We start from the raw sequence: 17,053 nt of genomic DNA, 5'->3' as shown, positions 1-17,053 counted from the left end.
TCGTTCCGAGGAGGAGCCTCCCAACATGATCCAGGTGGAACACCTGACGCGTCGCTATGGCGCGCTGACCGCCGTGGACGATGTCAGCTTCGACATCGCGCCTGGTGAGGTGGTGGGCCTGCTGGGCCACAACGGTGCCGGCAAGACCACCATCATGAAGATGATCACCGGCTATCTCGAGCCCAGCGCGGGCTCGGTGCGGGTGGACGGCCTGGAGGTCGGTCTACACCGCCGCGCCGTGCAGCAGCGCATCGGCTATCTGCCAGAAAACTGTCCAGTGTGGCCGGAGATGACGGTGATCGACTACCTGGACTTCCAGGCGGCCTTGCACGGCGTGCCGGCTTCCCGCCGCGCGCAGGCCGTCGCCCGGGCGATGGCCCGCACCGCACTGAAGGACAAGGCCACCGCCGCGATCCAAACGCTCTCGCGCGGCTATCGGCAGCGTGTGGGCGTGGCCCAGGCGCTCTTGCACGACCCGGCCATTGTGATCCTCGACGAGCCGACCAACGGATTGGATCCGACGCAAATCCTGCACATGCGTGAGCTCATCGCCGAGCTGGCGCGTCAGGCCACGGTGATCGTCTCGACCCACATCCTGCAAGAAGTGCAGGCCAGCTGCGAGCGGGTATTGATCATGCGCGCCGGCCGCTTGGTGCTCGACGCTCGACTGGCCGATCTGCAGCGCGGGGATGGCTTGCTCGTGCGTGCCGAAGGCGATGTGGCCGCGGCCTTGCGCGAACTGCCCGCCGTGCAAGAGGTGCGGGCCGAGCCTGGGGAGGCTTCGCCGCCGTGCTGGTGCGTGCAGGCGCCGATCGAAGCGGCTGCGGCCGTGGCCGATGCGCTGGTGCGTGCCGGCGTGCGTCTGCATGCCTTGCAGCCACGCCGGCGCGATCTGGAGACCGTGTTTGCCGAGGTCAACGGCCTGGCGTCCGACACTGTCCGGGAGGTGAACCATGCGTGACTGCTTGCGGGAAATCGGCCACATAGCGCGCAAAGAGTTTCGGGGACATTTCGCCAGTCCGGCGGCGTACCTGTTCATCGCCGCCTTCCTGGCTGCCACGCTGTTCGTGGTGTTTTGGGTCGAGGCCTACTTCGCTCGCAACATTGCCGATGTGCGCCCGCTGTTCCGTTGGATGCCGCTGCTGCTGATCTTTCTGGTGGCGGCTCTGACGATGCGCAGCTGGTCCGAGGAGCGCCGCTTCGGCACCATGGAGACGCTGCTGACCGCACCGGTGCGACCAGCCAGCCTGGTGCTGGGCAAATTCCTGGCCACTTGGGCCTTGGTGGCGCTGGCTCTGGCGCTGACCTGGCCGGTGGTGTTCACCGCGGCCTGGTTGGGGCCGTTGGATCCAGGCCCTGTGGTGGGGGGCTATGTGGCCACGCTCTTGCTGGCCGCCGCCTATGTGGCCATCGGGCAAACGCTGAGCGCACGCACCGACAATCCCGTCGTTGCGCTCATCCTCACGGCCGTGGTCTGTGGGGCGTTCTATCTGGTGGGGGCGGACTTCTTCACCGCCTTGTTCGGCCATGACGTGGCGGGCGTGCTGGCGCTGCTGGGCAGCGGCTCGCGCTTCGAGTCCATCACTCGCGGCGTGCTCGACTTGCGGGACCTGTACTACTACGTCAGCATCGTCGGCATCTTTTTGCTGCTCAATCTCTACGGCTTGGAGCGCTTGCGCTGGGTGGGTCAGCCCGCGCAGGCGGCGCAGCGTCGCTGGGCCTGGGCCGTGGGTCTGGGCGTGGCCAATCTGGTGGCCGCGCATTTCTGGCTTGCCCCCTTGTCGCTGGCGCGCCTGGATCTCACCGAGGGGCGGCAGTACAGCTTGTCGCAAGCGACCCGAACCCAGCTCGCCTCGCTACAAGAGCCCTTGCTGATTCGCGGCTATTTCTCCTCGCGCACCCATCCGCTGCTGGCGCCGCTGGTGCCGCAGATGAAAGACGTGCTGCAAGAGTATGCGGTGGCGGCCGGGTCGCGCGCACGCGTGGAGATCATCGACCCCCAACAGGACCGTCAAGCCGAGGAAGAGGCGGCCTCGCGCTACGGCGTGCGGCCGGTACCGTTCCAAATGGCCAGCCGTCATCAGGCGGCAGTGGTCAGCTCCTACTTCGACGTCGTCGTGGCCTATGGCGATCAGCACGAGACCTTGGGCTATCGTGATCTGATCGAAGTGAAGGCTCGCGGCGAAGGACAGCTCGACGTCGTGCTGCGTGATCCCGAATATGCGTTGACCCGCGCCATTCGCAAGGTGGTGCAGGCCTACGAATCCGGCGGCAATCCGGCGGCACGGCTGACGCAGCCGGTGCGGCTGAATGCGTATGTGTCGCCCGACGAGCGCTTGCCCGAGCCGCTGCGTCAGCTGCGCGGTCACCTCGCCTCGATCGGGGAGACGCTGCGCCAGCGCTCTCAGGGAAAGCTGGAGCTGCATTTTGCCGATCCCGATGCCGGCGGCGGCGCGTTGGCGCGCGAACTGCAGCAGCGCTACGGCTTTGGCCCCCAAGTGGCCAGCCTGATCGATCCCAAGCCCTTCTGGTTCTACATGGTGCTCGAAAGCGAGCAGGGGCAAGCCGTGCAAGTGCCCTTGCCGCAGCCGCTGGAGCGCGAAGCCCTGCAGCGCAACATCGATGCGGCTTTGCAGCGTATGGCCCCAGGCTATTTGCGCACCGTGGCGGTGTGGCGGCCCCAGGGGTATGGCGCAACCGGCTTTGGTCGGCTGACCGAGATGCTGGGCGAGGGCGCGCGCGTGATCGACACCGACCTCAGCGACGGTCGCCTCAGCGCCGAGGCCGACGTGTTGCTCGTGCTCAGCCCCGAGAATCTGGACGATCGGCAACGCTTTTCGATCGACCAGTTCCTGATGCGTGGCGGCAGCGTCGTGCTGGCCACCTCGCCGTTCCAGGTGGAGGTGGGAGCCAGCCTCACCGCCCGGCGTCAGACCTCTGGCTTGGAGGACTGGTTGGCCCACCATGGGCTGCGCATCGACGCGCAAATGGTGCTGGACGAACGCAATGCCGCATTGCCCGTGCCAGTGCAGCGCAGCGTGGGCGGCCTGACCGTGCGCGAGATCCGCATGCTGCCGTACCCGCATTTCCCGGATCTGCGTGACGATGGGTTGGACCCGCACCATCCGATCACGGCAGCGCTGCGTCAGCTCACGCTCAACTGGGCCTCGCCCATCGAGGTGGACGAAGCGCGGCAAGCGGGCCGACAAGTCGCCCGGCTGCTGCACAGTTCCCCCGCCAGCTGGGTGTCCGACAGTCTGGACGTGTTGCCCGACTACCGCCGCCATCCCGAAACCGGCTTTGCGGTGCAAGGCGAGCGCGGACCGCGCCTGCTGGCCGTGGCCTTGGAGGGGCGCTTCGAGTCGTTCTACCGCGGCAAAGACGCGCCGCGCGCCAAAGACCAAGACGGCACGCCCTTGAGCGTGATCGAGCATTCGCCGGCCTCGGCGCGGCTCGTCGTGGTGGCCAGCAATGCGTTCGGCTCGGATGCGGCGATCGACTTGGCCTCTCAAGGGCTCAATACCTTGTATTTGCAGCCGGTGGCGTTCCTGCAGAACGTGATCGACTGGGCACTGGAAGATCGCGCCTTGCTGAGCCTGCGTGGCCGCAGCCAATGGGCGCGCACGCTGGAGCCGCTGCCCGAAGGGCAGGCGGCCCGCTGGGAGGCGGCCAACTACCTGCTGGCCGCGCTGGGCCTGGCTGCGGTGTTGCTGTGGCGTCACCTCGTCGCGCGTGCCGATCGGCGCCGTCATCAACGGGTGCTGGCGGAGGTTTGAATCATGCGGATCTCAACGAGAACTTTATGGATCTTGGCCGCGGTGCTGGCCGTGCAAGGGGTGCTGGCCCTGATCGTGGGGCTGTGGGGGCGCAGTGATGCGTCCTCGGCGTCTGCGCGGGCGCCTCTGTTGGGAGTGACGGCCGATCAAGTGGACCGCCTCGTGATCGAAGCGCGCAGCCCCAGCGAGCGCATCGAGCTGCGCCGGCAGGGGCAGAGCTGGCAAGTGGCCACGGCAGAGCCGCCCTTCCCGGCTGCTGCGGGCGAGGTCCAGCACTTGTTGGATCGACTGCTGGCCTTGCGCCAAGGGGTGCCGGTGGCCACCCGGGCCGAGGCGCACGAACGCTTCGCGCTCACGGAGGACCGTTACGAGCGGCGCATCACCCTGGCCCAGGGCGATCGAACCCTGGCCACGCTGGTGCTGGGCAGCGCCTCGGGCATGCGTCAGACGCATGTGCGCGTGGTCGGGCGTGACACCGTGCATGTGGTCGACCTGCCGGCCTACGAGGTCTCTGTGCGCCTTGACGATTGGCGTGATCTGGGCTTGTTGGCCGTGCCGCGCCCGCAGATCGAGCGCATCGACGTGGCCGGCCTGGCGTTGCGCCCGGAAGCGGCCGGAGCCGGCGGCGAAGGCGCCGAAGCCGCGCGCTGGCAAGCCCAGGGGCTGCCCGAAGGCCGACGGCTGGACATGCAGGCCGCCGAGCGTCTGGCCGACCTGTTGGCCAACTTGCGCGTCAGCCGAGTGCTCAGCCGCGATGACCTGCCGGCCCAGGCCTGGCAGGCGCCGGTGGCCCGCTGGAGCGTGCTGCGGCAAGGGGCCCCCGCCCCCGTGGACTATGTCTTGGCACGCGGACCCGACAATGCGTATCGCCTGAAAGCATCCAGTCGCCCCGAGGTGTTCGAGCTGCCTGCAGCCACTGCCACGCAGTGGGTCGAGGCCACCGAGCTGGATCGCCTGGCGCCCGCGGCTCGCTGAGCCGACCGGGCTTGGGCTCTGGGGCTTTACCCTCGGTGCCCGACCGAGGGTCGCAGCAGCACCACCAAGGCGCCGGCGCCGCCGTCCGAGGCGCGCGCCTGGGTGAAGGCAATCACTTCGTTCTTTTGCACCAGCCAGGACTTCACCTTGGCTTTGAGGACTGGCTGGCGACCTGGCGAGCCGTGCCCCTTGCCATGCACCACCCGCACGCAGCGCAGGCCGGCCCGGACGGCCTCGCGCAAGAAGGCCGCCAGTTGCTCGCGGGCTTCGTCACGGCGCAGGCCGTGCAGATCGATTTGGGCCTGGATCACCCAGTCACCCCGGCGCAGCCGGCGCACCACGTCCAGGCCCACGCCGGGGCGGCGGAACGACAGCGTCTCGTCGGTGTCTAGCAGCGTCTCGACATCGAATTCATCGGAAATCGCCTCGCGCAGCACCGATTGCTCATCCAGGACGCGCTGGCGTGGCCGAGGGGCGGGGCGCGGGCGTGGCACCATGGCCCAGCCGGGATCTTTCAGTGCGTGTACGGGCCCCACGCTGCGTGCGAACAGCTCACGTTCGCGCTGCTGGCGCGCCTCTTGCTCACGCCGCCGCGCTTCACGTTCGGCAGCCTCACGGGCTTGCGCCTGCAGCAATTGCTTGATGGCGCCCAAATCGGCCAGGCTGCGGGCTTTCATCTCTACAGCAACCCCCGTTCGGCAAAAGACACCACGTGTTCCCGCGCCACCACGAAATGGTCCAGCACGCGCACATCCACCAGACCCAGGGCCGATTGCAGCGTGCGTGTCAGGTATTCGTCGGCCTTGGACGGTTCGGCCACGCCCGAGGGGTGGTTGTGTGCCAGCATCACCGCCGCGGCATTCAATGCCAGGGCCCGCTTGACCACCTCGCGCGGATAGACGCTGGTCTGCGTCAGCGTGCCGCGAAAAAGCTCTTCCATCGTCAACAGCCGGTGTTGGGCGTCCAGAAAGAGGACTGCGAACACCTCATGGGGCAAGTCGGCCAGCTTCAGCCGCAAATAATCCTTCACTTGGGTGGGCGATTCGAACACCGGCCGAGAGTGCAGCACTTGCGCCAGGGCGCGTCGGGCCAGCTCCAGCACCGCCACGAGCTCGGCCCGCTTGGCCGGGCCCAATCCCTTGACCCGCGCGAGCTCATCGGGTCGAGCGTGCAGCAATCCAGCCACGCCACCGAAGCCCTGCAACAGCTGCTGCGCCAGCTGCAGGACCGAGGTGCCTTTCAAGCCGGTGCGCAGCAACAAGGCCAGCAGCTCCGCATCGGCCAGGGCGGCGGGGCCCAGGGTCAGGAGCTTCTCACGAGGGCGGGCGTCGGCAGGCAGGTCCTTGATCGACATGGTGCATCCGGGGCGAAGGGCCGTCCGCACGGGCGGCCACGGGTCAGGGAGCCGGACTTCTACAATGTCGGTCAGTCTACATAACCGCAACGCGCCGTGGCCACCGTCCAACCTGGGTCTTTTCTGACCCTGCATTACCGCTTGGCCGGCCCCGACGGGGCCGACCTCATCAACACCTTCGACGACAAGCCCGCCACGCTGTCGCTGGGCACCGGGCAGCTCGCCCCGGCCCTGGAGCAGCGCTTGCTGGGGCTGCAGGAAGGCGCCCGCCAAGTGTTCGACATCCCGGCTGGCGAGGCCTTCGGCCCGCGCAATCCCGAGTTGTTGCAGCGGGTCAAGCGCAGCCTGTTGGTCGAACTGGGAGACCCCGATGCCGACTACCGGCCCGGCGACGTGGTGCAATTCCCCACGCCCGATGGCGCGGGCCATTATGCGGGCGTGGTGCGCGAGGTCGGCGAAGACTGGGTCTTGTTCGACTTCAACCACCCCTTGGCCGGTCTGCCGGTGTCCTTCGAGGTGCAACTCATCGGAGTGTTGTGATGGCAGCGGCGCCACCCGTGCAATTGCAAGAAGTCGTGCTGGCCGAGCCGCGCGGATTTTGTGCCGGCGTCGATCGCGCGATCGAGATCGTCGAGCGTGCGCTGCTGAAGTTTGGCGCGCCGGTGTATGTGCGCCATGAAATCGTGCACAACACCTATGTGGTCAATGACTTGAAAGCCAAGGGGGCGATCTTCATCGAAGACCTGGCCGAGGTCCCCGCGGGCGCCACGCTGGTCTTCAGCGCCCATGGCGTGCCCAAGGCGGTGCGCGAGGAAGCCCAACGCCGCGGCTTCACGGTGTTCGATGCCACCTGTCCACTGGTCACCAAGGTGCATGTGGAAGTGGCCAAGCTGCACAAGGAAGGCTACGAGTTCCTGATGATCGGCCACAAAGGCCATCCCGAGGTCGAAGGCACCATGGGGCAGTTGAGCGAGGGCATCTACCTGGTGGAGACTGTTGCCGACGTGCAGCGCGTGCAGGTGAACAACCCGGCCAAACTGGCCGTGGTGACGCAAACCACGCTGTCGGTGGACGATGCCGCAGAGATCCTGGCGGCCGTGCGCCAGCGCTTTCCGCAGGTGCGCGAGCCCAAGCAGCAAGACATCTGCTATGCCACGCAGAACCGGCAGGATGCCGTCAAGGTGTTGGCCCCGCAGGTGGACGTGGTCATCGTCGTGGGCAGCCCCACCAGCTCCAACAGCAACCGCCTGCGCGAGCTGGCCGACCGGCTTGGCACCCCGGCCTACATGGTCGATCGACCCGACGATCTGCGCCCCGAATGGTTCGTGGGCAAGCAGCGGGTGGGTCTGACCGCCGGCGCTTCGGCCCCTGACATCCTGGTGCAGCAGGTCATCGCGCGTCTGCGTGACCTGGGCGCCACTGCCGTGCGTCGCATGGACGGCATCCGAGAAACCATGCGTTTTCCGCTGCCGCGCGGCCTGGGCGACAGGTCCATGGGCGAGCCGCCGATTCCCTCGCATTTGCACAAAGGCTCGCGTTGAGCCGATTCCCGACGACGACTCATCTCAAGCATCATGCTCGACATCAACCTGCTGCGCAAAGACCTCGAGGCGGTCGTGCAGCGCCTATCCACTCGCAAATCGCCCCAACCCTTCCTCGACGTCGAACGCTATACCGCGTTGGAAGCCGAGCGCAAACGCATCCAGACGCGCACCGAGGAACTCCAAGCCCAGCGCAATGCGCTGTCCAAGCGCATCGGCCAGCTCAAGGCCCAAGGGCAGGATACGGCCGCGACCATGGCCGAGGTCGCCGGCATCGGCGACGAACTCAAGGCCAGCGCCGAGCGGCTCGATGAGGTGCAACGGCAGCTCAATGCGCTGCTGATGTCCGTACCCAATCTGCCGCATGCCAGCGTGCCCGTCGGCACGGACGAATCCGCCAATGTCGAGGTGCGCCGCTGGGGCACGCCGCGAGCCTTCGACTTTCCCGTGAAGGACCATGTGGACCTGGGCGCCCCCCTGGGCCTGGACTTCGAGACCGGCGCCAAGCTTTCGGGGGCGCGTTTTACGTTCATGCGCGGCCCCATCGCGCGGCTGCACCGGGCGCTGGCGCAGTTCATGCTCGACGTACAAACCACCGAGCACGGCTACACCGAGTGCTACACGCCCTACATCGTCAACCGCGAAGTGCTCGAAGGCACGGGCCAATTGCCCAAGTTCAAGGACGATATGTTCTGGGTGCTGCGCGGTGGCGACGAACAGTCGCACGAACAATATCTCATCTCCACCTCGGAGATCTCGCTCACCAACACCGTGCGCGAGCAAATCTTGCCGTTGGAGGCCCTGCCGATCAAACTCACGGCGCACACCCCGTGTTTTCGCTCCGAGGCCGGCAGCGGTGGGCGCGACATCCGGGGCATGATCCGCCAGCATCAGTTCGACAAGGTCGAGATGGTTCAGATCGTCCATCCCGACAAGAGCGATGAGGCCTTGGAAGAAATGGTGGGTCATGCCGAGGCCATCTTGCAAAAGCTCGGGCTGCCCTACCGTGTGGTCCTGCTGTGCACTGGCGACATGGGCTTTGGCGCGGCCAAGACCTACGACCTCGAAGTGTGGCTGCCGGCACAAGGCACCTACCGCGAGATTTCCAGCTGTTCCAATTGCGAAGCCTTCCAGGCCCGCCGCATGCAGGCGCGCTTCAAAAACGCCCAAGGCAAGAACGAGCTGGTGCACACCCTCAACGGCTCGGGCTTGGCCGTGGGCCGCACGCTGGTGGCCGTGCTGGAAAACTACCAGCGGGCCGACGGCAGCATCGAAGTGCCCGAAGTGCTGCGCCCCTACCTGGGCGGGCTTGCCGAGCTGCGGGCCTGACAGGCTATAATCTAAAACTTCGCTTGCGGAAGACCGCCCGCGAGCCGACGGTCCCAGGAAAGGTGGCAGAGTGGTCGAATGCGCCGGACTCGAAATCCGGTATACGGGGTTCCCCGTATCGAGGGTTCGAATCCCTCCCTTTCCGCCAAGCCCCTCGCTACAGGCCTGCCCATGATGGGGCTGCGCACTCGATTCAGTGTCTCCACACGAGGGGCCTTTGTGCGAGGGGCCCCATCTTGAAGAATGGCCAGTGCTGCGCCGTGCCCAACGGGGCTTTTCATGGGCTCGTCTGCCTTGTACGCTTCATATCACTTCACTTGGCCATGGCCGGGCACGACGGGGTCGCGGCGATCATCGGTGGAACGACAGGGGTCGGAATGGTGTCGGCGTTCGTCGTGGGCGTCAGGCGACGAACGGATCGCCGTTGACGCAGCGCCGCAGCGATTGCCCCAACGACGATCGATAGTCGCGGCAAGTCACACATCGGGCCTCAGCGGCATGTGACGAGGGGGACCCGCATGGATGCGAGACGGTGCGGCCGTTGGCCGGACTTCTTTCTAGTGTCAAGCCAATTTGCTAGAGACATATCCTTCTGAACGGGTCTAAATCCGCCAACAATCCATCCGGCAGCGGCGCACCATGGCGGCAATCATCCCCTTGGTGAGCGCCATGAAATCGTCACTGCCAGCCCCCGTTCCGTTCCACGCCCCCAGCCCCCTGGCCGAAGCGCCGCTGCGGCAGGCCATCGCCGACGCCACGCGCCGCCCCGAGCCTGAGGTGATGGCCACCCTGGTGCCGCAGGCCCGGCTGCCGCAGGGCTTGGCCGCCCCGGTCGAGGCCCTGGCGCGCCGTCTGACGCAAGGCCTGCGCCAGCGCCCGCCGGGCAGCACGCGCCATGGTCTGGTGCAGGCCTTGCTGCATGAATACACGCTGTCGTCGCAAGAGGGCGTGGCCTTGATGTGCTTGGCCGAAGCCTTGCTGCGCATTCCCGATGCGGCCACCCGCGATGCGCTGATCCGGGACAAGATCGCACGCGGCCAGTGGCAGGCGCATCTGGGACGCAGCCCTTCACTGTTCGTGAATGCCGCCACTTGGGGGCTGTTGATCACCGGCAAACTCGTGGCCACCCATAGCGAGACGGGTCTGTCGGCTTCGCTGACGCGTCTGCTGGCCGCTGGTGGTGAGCCGTTGATCCGCAAGGGGGTGGACGTGGCGATGCGCCTGATGGGCGAGCAGTTCGTCACGGGCCAGACCATTGGCGAGGCGCTGCAGCGCGCCCGAGTGCGCGAGGCCGAGGGTTTCCGCTACTCCTACGACATGCTGGGCGAAGCGGCGATGACCGCTGCCGATGCGCGGCGCTATGCGCAAGCTTATGAGGCGGCCATTGAGGCGATCGGCCGGGTGGCCGCAGGCCGCGGTGTGATCGACGGACCGGGCATTTCGATCAAGCTGTCGGCCTTGCATCCGCGCTACTGCCGCGCGCAGCGCGCCCGGGTGATGGACGAGCTCTATCCCGTGCTGTTGCGGCTGGCGCAACAGGCCAAGGCCCATGACCTGGGCTTGAACATCGACGCCGAGGAAGCCGAGCGCTTGGAGCTGTCGCTGGATCTGTTGGAGCGGCTGTGCGGCGAGCCCTCGCTGGCGGGCTGGCAGGGCCTGGGCTTCGTGGTGCAGGCCTATCAGAAGCGTGCGCTGCCGGTGATCGAGCATCTCATCGATTTGGCCCGGCGCCATCGGCGTCGGCTCATGGTGCGCTTGGTCAAAGGCGCTTACTGGGACAGCGAAATCAAACGCGCCCAGCTCGACGGCCTGGACGACTACCCGGTGTTCACGCGCAAGGTGCACACCGATGTGTCTTATCTGGCCTGCGCGCGCGCTTTGTTGGCCGCCCCCGAGGCGGTGTATCCGCAGTTCGCCACGCACAATGCGCAGACGCTGGCAGCCATCTATCACCTGGCCGACCCAGCGTGCTGGCAGCCGGGCCAATACGAGTTCCAGTGCCTGCATGGCATGGGCGAGCCCTTGTACGAGCAGGTGGTGGCGCCGCCCGAAGCGGGAGGGCTGGGGCGGCCGTGTCGCATCTACGCGCCGGTGGGCACGCACGAGACCTTGCTGGCTTATTTGGTGCGCCGTTTGCTCGAAAACGGTGCCAACACTTCGTTCGTGCACCGGTTGGCCGACCCTGGCGTGTCCTTGGACGAGCTGGTGCGCGACCCGGTGCGGCAGGTGGAGCAGGCGGCAGCGCAGGAGGGCGAACTGGGGCGTCCGCACCCGGCCATCGTGCGTCCGGTCGATCTCTATGGCGAGACCCGGCGCAATTCCCGCGGGTTGGATCTGGCCGACGAGCGGGTGTTGGCCCAGTTGTCCGAGGCCGTGGAGGCCGCACGCCGGCAGACTTGGCATGCGGCGCCTTTGTGGGCCGAAGACATGAGGATCGAGGCCGAGGCTGTGACGGTGGTCAATCCGGCCGACCCTGCCGACTGCGTCGGCACCGTGGTCGAAACCCCGGATGAAGTCATCGATCGGGCCTTGCGGCTGGCGCAGCCGTGGGCTTGGGCGAGCGCGCGCGAGCGCGCCGAGGTGCTGGAGCGCGCGGCCGACGCGCTGGAAGCCCGCATGCCGCTGTGGATGGGGCTGCTGATGCGCGAGGCCGGCAAGACTGCAGCCAATGCGCTGGCCGAAGTGCGCGAGGCGGTGGATTTTTTGCGCTTCGACGCCGCGCAGCTGCGCGCCGAGCTCGACGGCATGGACCACGCTCCCGTGGGCAAAGTGGTGTGCATCAGCCCATGGAACTTTCCGTTGGCCATCTTCGTTGGCCAGGTCGCCGCCGCCTTGGCGGCGGGCAATGCGGTGCTGGCCAAGCCGGCGGAGCAAACGCCTTTGATCGCCGCGCAGGCGGTGCAGCTTTTGTGGCAGGCCGGCGTGCCGCGCACGGCCTTGCAGTTGCTGCCCGGCCGTGGCGAGACGGTGGGCGCACGGCTGGTGGCCGATGAGCGCATCGGCGGCGTGCTGTTCACCGGCTCCACCGAGGTGGCGCGACTCATCCAACGCGCCCTGGCCGATCGGCTCGACGAGCGCGGCCAGCCGCTGCCGCTGATCGCCGAGACCGGCGGGCAAAACGCCATGATCGTCGACTCTTCGGCCCTGCCCGAGCAGGTGGTGGCCGATGTGCTCGCCTCGGCCTTCGACAGCGCAGGCCAGCGCTGTTCGGCCCTGCGTGTGTTGTGCTTGCAAGAGGAGGTGGCCGACACGATCCTCACCATGCTGCGCGCAGCGATGGAGGAGTTGGCCTTGGGCCGTCCCGATCGCTTGGATGTGGATGTGGGGCCGGTGATCGATGCGCAGGCCCGCCAGCGCATCGAGGCACATGTCGAGGCCCTGCGTGCACGCGGCCGGCGTGTGCATGTCCTCCAAGCCCGGCATGCCGGCGCTTTGCCCCCGGGGCATTTCGTGCCGCCCACGCTGATCGAGATCGAACACCTGCGCGACCTCGAGGGCGAGGTCTTCGGCCCGGTGTTGCACGTGCTGCGCTTCCGGCGCGAGTCGCTGCTGGACCTGTTGGCACAGATTCATGCCACGGGCTATGGCCTGACGCTGGGCCTGCACACCCGCATCGACGAGACCGTGGCGCAGGTGCTGCGTCATGCCCATGTCGGCAATGTGTACGTGAACCGCAACATGATCGGCGCGGTGGTCGGCGTGCAACCCTTTGGTGGCGAGGGCCTGTCGGGCACGGGGCCGAAGGCCGGCGGGCCGTTGTACCTGTACCGATTGCTCTCGCGCGCGCCGCAGCCGGTGCTGGCGCACGCGCTGCGAGGCCAACCCGCAGCGATGCCGCCGGCGCTGGGCGTCTTGCGCGATTGGCTGGCGCCACGTCAGCCGGGGCTGGCGGATGTGTGCGAACGCCTGTCGGCCGCCTCGCGGGTCGGGGCGGAGCTCACGTTGCCCGGACCCACCGGCGAGCGCAACACCTATGGCTTGCACGGCCGGCAAGCCGTGCTGTGCCTGGCCGATGCCGAGGCGGACCGTCTGGTGCAATTGGCGGCCGTGCTGGCAGTGCGGGGGCGCGCGATTTGGCCGGCCGAGACCGCCGCGCTGGCCGCGCAGCTGCCTGCCGAAGTGGCCCGGTGCGTGGAGCTGCGTGCCGAACCTTTGCGCGCGCCGGGGCCGCTGGAGGTGGTGCTGCTGCATGGCACGCCGCAGGCGGCACGGGCGGTGCAGCATGCCCTGGCCGAGCGGCCTGGGCCGGTGGTGGGGCTGGTGCGTCTGGCCCCGGGCGAGACGGCCGTGCCGTTGGAGCGTTTGGTGGTCGAGCGCTCGGTGAGTGTCAACACCGCGGCCGCCGGCGGCAATGCGTCTTTGATGACGCTGGGCTGAGCGGCCCTCAGGGCACTGGATGGCCGGTGCTGGCCGACCACAGCGCATGCCAGGTCGGCGCCTCCAGCCGCAGCGACAGCGCCGCCACGGCCTCGCGCATGGCCTCGATGCGGCGCGATCCCACGATGGGGTGCGGTCGGCAGGGCAGGCGCAGCAGCCAGGCGTGTGCCACGGTGGCCGCACTGCAGCCGTGTTCACGCGCCACGCCCTCCAGGGCGGCGCGCACGCGCTGCTCGGTCGGGCCGTCGCCGGTGAACAGCCGGCCGCCGGCCAGTGGCGACCACACCATGGGCGACAGCCGCAGCCGTTGCATGTGGTCGAAGCTGCCATCGTGCAGCGGGGCCAAGTGGAGCAAGGAACATTCGACTTGGTTGGTCACCAAGGTCGTGCGGCTGGCCAGCAATTCGAACTGCGCTGGCGAGTAGTTCGAGACGCCGAAGTGCCTCACCTTGCCTGCCGCGCGCAGCGCCTCGAACGCCTCGGCCACTTCGTCGGCATCCAGCAGCGGATCGGGACGGTGCAGCAACAGCAGGTCCAGGTAGTCGGTACGCAGTGCCTTCAGCGAATGCTCCACGCTGGCCACGATGTGACCGCGCGAGCTGTCATAGGCCTTCACGCGGTGTTGCGGGCGCTGCGGCGAGACGAGCTGGATGCCGCACTTGCTCACCAGTTGCAGGCGCGAGCGCAGCTGCGGGGCCAGCGCCAGGGCCTCGCCGAACAAGGCTTCGACGGTGTAGCTGCCATAGATGTCGGCATGGTCGAAGCTGCTGACGCCCAGCTCCAGGCATTGCTCGATCCAGCGCAGGCGTTCTTGGGGTGTCCAGCCCCACTGTGCCATGCGCCAACAGCCGGCCACGATGGGCGACAGCAAGGTGGACAGGACAGATGTCATGGCGGTGACCTCGGCTGAAAACGAACGAGGCGCCTGCACGGGGCGCCTCGCCTGGAAGCAAAGAAAAGGAAGGCGTGGGATTCAGACGTTGAACAGGAAGTGCATCACGTCCCCATCCTTGACGATGTAGTCCTTGCCTTCGGCACGCATCTTGCCAGCGTCTTTGGCGCCTTGCTCGCCGCCGTAGGCGATGAAGTCCTCGTAGGCGATCGTCTGGGCGCGGATGAAGCCGCGCTCGAAGTCGGAATGGATGACCCCGGCGGCCTGCGGCGCCGTGGCGCCGATGGGCACGGTCCAGGCGCGCACCTCTTTCTCGCCAGCGGTGAAATAGGTTTGCAAGCCCAGCAACTTGAAGGCGGCGCGGATCAGACGGTTCAGCCCAGGTTCGTCCTGGCCCATGGCCTGCAAGAACATCAGTCGGTCCTCGTCGCTCATGTCGGCCAGCTCGGCTTCGGTTTTGGCACAGATGGCCACCACCGGCGCGTTTTGCTGGGCGGCGTAGTCCTTCAGGCGGTCTAGCAGAGGGTTGTGCTCGAAGCCGTCCTCGGCCACGTTGCCGACGAACATCGCCGGTTTGGCCGTGATCAGGCACAGCGGCTTGAGCACGGCGCGCTCTTCTTTGCTGAAGTCGATGCTGCGCACCGGTCGGCCTTCATTGAGTGCGGCCTGGCATTGGTTGAGCACGTCCACCAGGCGCTGGGCTTCCTTGTCGCCGCCGGCCCGAGCCACCTTGGTGTAGCGCTGCAGGCTCTTTTCCACCGTGGCCAAGTCGGCCAGGCACAGCTCGGTTTGAATCACCTCGATGTCGGCGATCGGGTCCACGCGGCCGGCCACGTGGATGATGTTGTCGTCCTCGAAGCAGCGCACCACGTTGACGATGGCGTCCGTCTCACGGATGTGGCTGAGGAACTGATTGCCCAGGCCTTCCCCCTTGGAGGCACCGGCCACCAAACCGGCGATGTCCACGAATTCGACGAGGGCTGGCACCACCCGTTCGGGCTTGACGATCTCGGCCAGCTTGTGCAGGCGCGGGTCGGGCAGTTCCACGACGCCGACATTGGGCTCGATGGTACAGAAGGGATAGTTTTCGGCAGCGATGCCGGCCTTGGTCAAGGCATTGAAGAGTGTGGACTTGCCCACATTGGGCAGCCCCACGATGCCGCAGCGGAGGCTCATGGTGTCTGGGGCCGTGCGAAGTCAAACCCTGCATTTTACCGGGCCTGCCAGCGGCGGCACCTGTGCGGTCGAATCAGGCCGCAGGCCGATCTCGAAGCCGCCTTGCGGGCCGGCGTGGCGCAGCGACCACCCATGATGGGCGCATTCGGCGCGAATGAAGGGGTGGGCATGCGCGCACCACAAGCGGCTGACTTCCGGCGCCTGGGCCAAGGCCGCTTGCAGCAGCAAGCGGGCCAGCCCGCGACGGCGCAGCCGCGGATGCACCACCACGGCCAACTCGTGGCTGCGTGCCTGGCCCATGTCGAACAGGTGCAAGGCCGCCACCAGCCCCACGTCGGGCGCGGCCCACAGACCCCAGGCGCGTTGGGTCTGCCAGTCCAGTGCCTCCACCCAAGCGCACAGGGCCGCGTCGTCCAGCGCATGGCCAAACCGCGCATGCCGGTCGGCGCGCGACAGCGACAGCATCAGCACTTGCAGGGCGTGGGCATGTGCCGGCTGCAAGCGCTGCAACTCAAGGGTCGAGGGCCACATAAGTCATCGTTGCCGTGGCGCAGCGTTGCGGCTGCCCGCTGGGGGCCGATTCGACCCACAATTGCGCTTGCACCTGGATGGAGCGTCGGCCGGTGCGTTGCACCCAGGCGTGGGCTTCGACGATGTCGCCCACGTGCGCGGGCGCATCGAAGTCCACGCGCTCACATCCGGCCATGACCACGCTGCGGCGGCTGTGGCGCGTGGCGGCCACGAAGCCGGCCTTGCTCATCCAGGCCATGGCCGGGCCGCCATGCAAGATGCCGCGGTGATTCACATGTCCGGGAAAGACGATGTCGGCCACCGTGCAGGCCTGGGCTGGCATGTCGGCGCGGGTCTCATGGGCCGGCGTACGGGCCGCGGCCGGTGGCGATGATGCGGGGCGCACCATCACGAAGCGGCCGCTGACACAGTGGGTGCGCTGTCCGCTGAGCAGGTCTTCGCTGATCAACTCGGCTTCGATCCAGGCCGAGCGCTCGCCCACGTCGGTCACCCGTGCATGGGCTTCGACCAACTGCCCGGCCGGGGCAGGATGGGCAAAGGCCAGCTCGGTGATGCTCGCGGTGACGGCCGGGGCGGCCAGGGCGCGGGTGCCCACGATGTAGGCCAGACGGTCCAGCATGGCCACGGCGGCGCCACCAAACAAGGTGCCATGGTGATTGGACTGGTCGGGCCAGACCATATCGACGGTGCGCAGCGTGGGCAGTACGACGGCGGCGGGAACGGCGGACGAAGAAGCGACGGGCATGGACGAACGACTCCTGCATGCAAGGACGAGGGTCGTCGAACCGGGATGCCGCCGCCCCCCGGTCGCGCCATGGCAGCCCGCTCGAGGCCACCAGCGATCCGTGGGACAGTGGTGCGCGCCCAGACCAGGGACACCCCGCCCTGCTCACTGACACATGACTTCGCGGCAGGTCTCCTGGCTCTCGGGTCATGGTTCGGGTCGGTCTTCCCAGCGCAAGGCCAGTGACTCGATGGACCGCGAACTCGCCGATCACAGTTGCGGGGGCAGCCACAGCACAGGTCGCTTGCGCGACCCTTCTGTCGTTCCCTTTTCATTCTTGCCTTGGGGCAAGACACCGCGAAGCAGAAAACACTTTAC

Annotated in this window: 13 protein-coding genes, 1 tRNA gene and 1 riboswitch; of the genes, 8 read left to right on the top strand and 6 right to left on the bottom strand. The window is 67.4% G+C overall.

Translation table 11 applies throughout. The features are described from left to right. Positions 1-25 precede the first annotated feature (25 nt). From CTA01S_RS09115 to CTA01S_RS09105, 3 genes are read left to right on the top strand one after another with little or no spacing between them, the layout of a single operon-like run. A complete protein-coding gene (locus CTA01S_RS09115) occupies positions 26-961 on the top strand; it encodes an ABC transporter ATP-binding protein (RefSeq protein WP_062194769.1) in 936 nt (311 codons plus the stop codon). Continuing rightward, the gene (locus tag CTA01S_RS09110) at positions 954-3,776 is read left to right on the top strand and encodes a Gldg family protein (protein ID WP_062194755.1); all 2,823 of its coding nucleotides are present in this window, start codon (positions 954-956) and stop codon (positions 3,774-3,776) included. Before CTA01S_RS09115 ends, CTA01S_RS09110 begins: the two co-directional genes overlap by 8 nt. A 42-nt stretch (positions 3,777-3,818) precedes the next feature. Continuing rightward, positions 3,819-4,751: a DUF4340 domain-containing protein gene (locus CTA01S_RS09105; protein WP_232301035.1), complete on the top strand. Its 933-nt coding sequence runs from the start codon at positions 3,819-3,821 to the stop codon at positions 4,749-4,751. A gap of 26 nt (positions 4,752-4,777) precedes the next feature. On the opposite strand, the gene CTA01S_RS09100 is transcribed toward CTA01S_RS09105, so the two are convergent. Next, the gene (locus CTA01S_RS09100) at positions 4,778-5,428 is read right to left on the bottom strand and encodes a Smr/MutS family protein (protein WP_019560874.1); all 651 of its coding nucleotides are present in this window, start codon (positions 5,426-5,428) and stop codon (positions 4,778-4,780) included. A gap of 2 nt (positions 5,429-5,430) precedes the next feature. After that, complete coding sequence (radC, locus tag CTA01S_RS09095; RefSeq protein ID WP_019560873.1) at positions 5,431-6,105, bottom strand: RadC family protein; 675 nt, start codon at positions 6,103-6,105, stop codon at positions 5,431-5,433. 96 nt (positions 6,106-6,201) lie between these two features. On the opposite strand from radC, the gene CTA01S_RS09090 reads away from it, so the two are divergent. The 5 genes from CTA01S_RS09090 (at position 6,202) to putA (ending at position 13,352) form a co-directional block, all read left to right on the top strand. Next, entirely contained in the window at positions 6,202-6,645 is a 444-nt protein-coding gene (locus CTA01S_RS09090; RefSeq protein WP_062194750.1) for an FKBP-type peptidyl-prolyl cis-trans isomerase, read from the top strand. Then, positions 6,645-7,646 (top strand): 4-hydroxy-3-methylbut-2-enyl diphosphate reductase, encoded by a 1,002-nt coding sequence (ispH, locus tag CTA01S_RS09085; protein ID WP_019560871.1) that lies wholly within the window; start codon positions 6,645-6,647, stop codon positions 7,644-7,646. Before CTA01S_RS09090 ends, ispH begins: the two co-directional genes overlap by 1 nt. A gap of 33 nt (positions 7,647-7,679) precedes the next feature. Then, on the top strand, positions 7,680-8,975 hold the full coding sequence (gene serS, locus CTA01S_RS09080) for a serine--tRNA ligase (RefSeq protein WP_019560870.1): 1,296 nt from the start codon (positions 7,680-7,682) through the stop codon (positions 8,973-8,975). A 56-nt stretch (positions 8,976-9,031) separates the two neighbouring features. Next, a tRNA-Ser gene (locus CTA01S_RS09075) sits at positions 9,032-9,123 on the top strand. A 521-nt stretch (positions 9,124-9,644) separates the two neighbouring features. Continuing rightward, positions 9,645-13,352 carry a trifunctional transcriptional regulator/proline dehydrogenase/L-glutamate gamma-semialdehyde dehydrogenase gene (putA, locus tag CTA01S_RS09070; protein WP_062194850.1) on the top strand — a complete coding sequence of 1,236 codons (3,708 nt, stop codon included), beginning with the start codon at positions 9,645-9,647 and terminating at the stop codon, positions 13,350-13,352. 7 nt (positions 13,353-13,359) lie between these two features. Here putA and CTA01S_RS09065 read toward each other — a convergent pair whose 3' ends face one another. The 4 genes from CTA01S_RS09065 to CTA01S_RS09050 all read right to left on the bottom strand — a co-directional run bounded on the left by CTA01S_RS09065 (position 13,360) and on the right by CTA01S_RS09050 (position 16,696). Then, positions 13,360-14,244: an aldo/keto reductase gene (locus CTA01S_RS09065; protein ID WP_062194748.1), complete on the bottom strand. Its 885-nt coding sequence runs from the start codon at positions 14,242-14,244 to the stop codon at positions 13,360-13,362. Positions 14,245-14,325: 81 nt separating this feature from the next. Beyond that, positions 14,326-15,420 (bottom strand): redox-regulated ATPase YchF, encoded by a 1,095-nt coding sequence (gene ychF / locus CTA01S_RS09060; protein ID WP_062194744.1) that lies wholly within the window; start codon positions 15,418-15,420, stop codon positions 14,326-14,328. A 21-nt stretch (positions 15,421-15,441) separates the two neighbouring features. Further along, the gene (locus tag CTA01S_RS09055) at positions 15,442-15,951 is read right to left on the bottom strand and encodes a GNAT family N-acetyltransferase (protein WP_062194740.1); all 510 of its coding nucleotides are present in this window, start codon (positions 15,949-15,951) and stop codon (positions 15,442-15,444) included. Continuing rightward, positions 15,932-16,696: an acyl-CoA thioesterase gene (locus CTA01S_RS09050; RefSeq protein WP_062194736.1), complete on the bottom strand. Its 765-nt coding sequence runs from the start codon at positions 16,694-16,696 to the stop codon at positions 15,932-15,934. Before CTA01S_RS09050 ends, CTA01S_RS09055 begins: the two co-directional genes overlap by 20 nt. A 147-nt stretch (positions 16,697-16,843) precedes the next feature. Then, positions 16,844-17,050: riboswitch (cobalamin riboswitch) on the bottom strand. Positions 17,051-17,053: the final 3 nt, after the last annotated feature.

The organism is Caldimonas taiwanensis NBRC 104434, assembly GCF_001592165.1.
Lineage (GTDB): Bacteria > Pseudomonadota > Gammaproteobacteria > Burkholderiales > Burkholderiaceae_C > Caldimonas > Caldimonas manganoxidans.
Note: the sequence above shows the minus strand (reverse complement) of the source record. Positions and strands in the feature narration are given on the sequence as shown.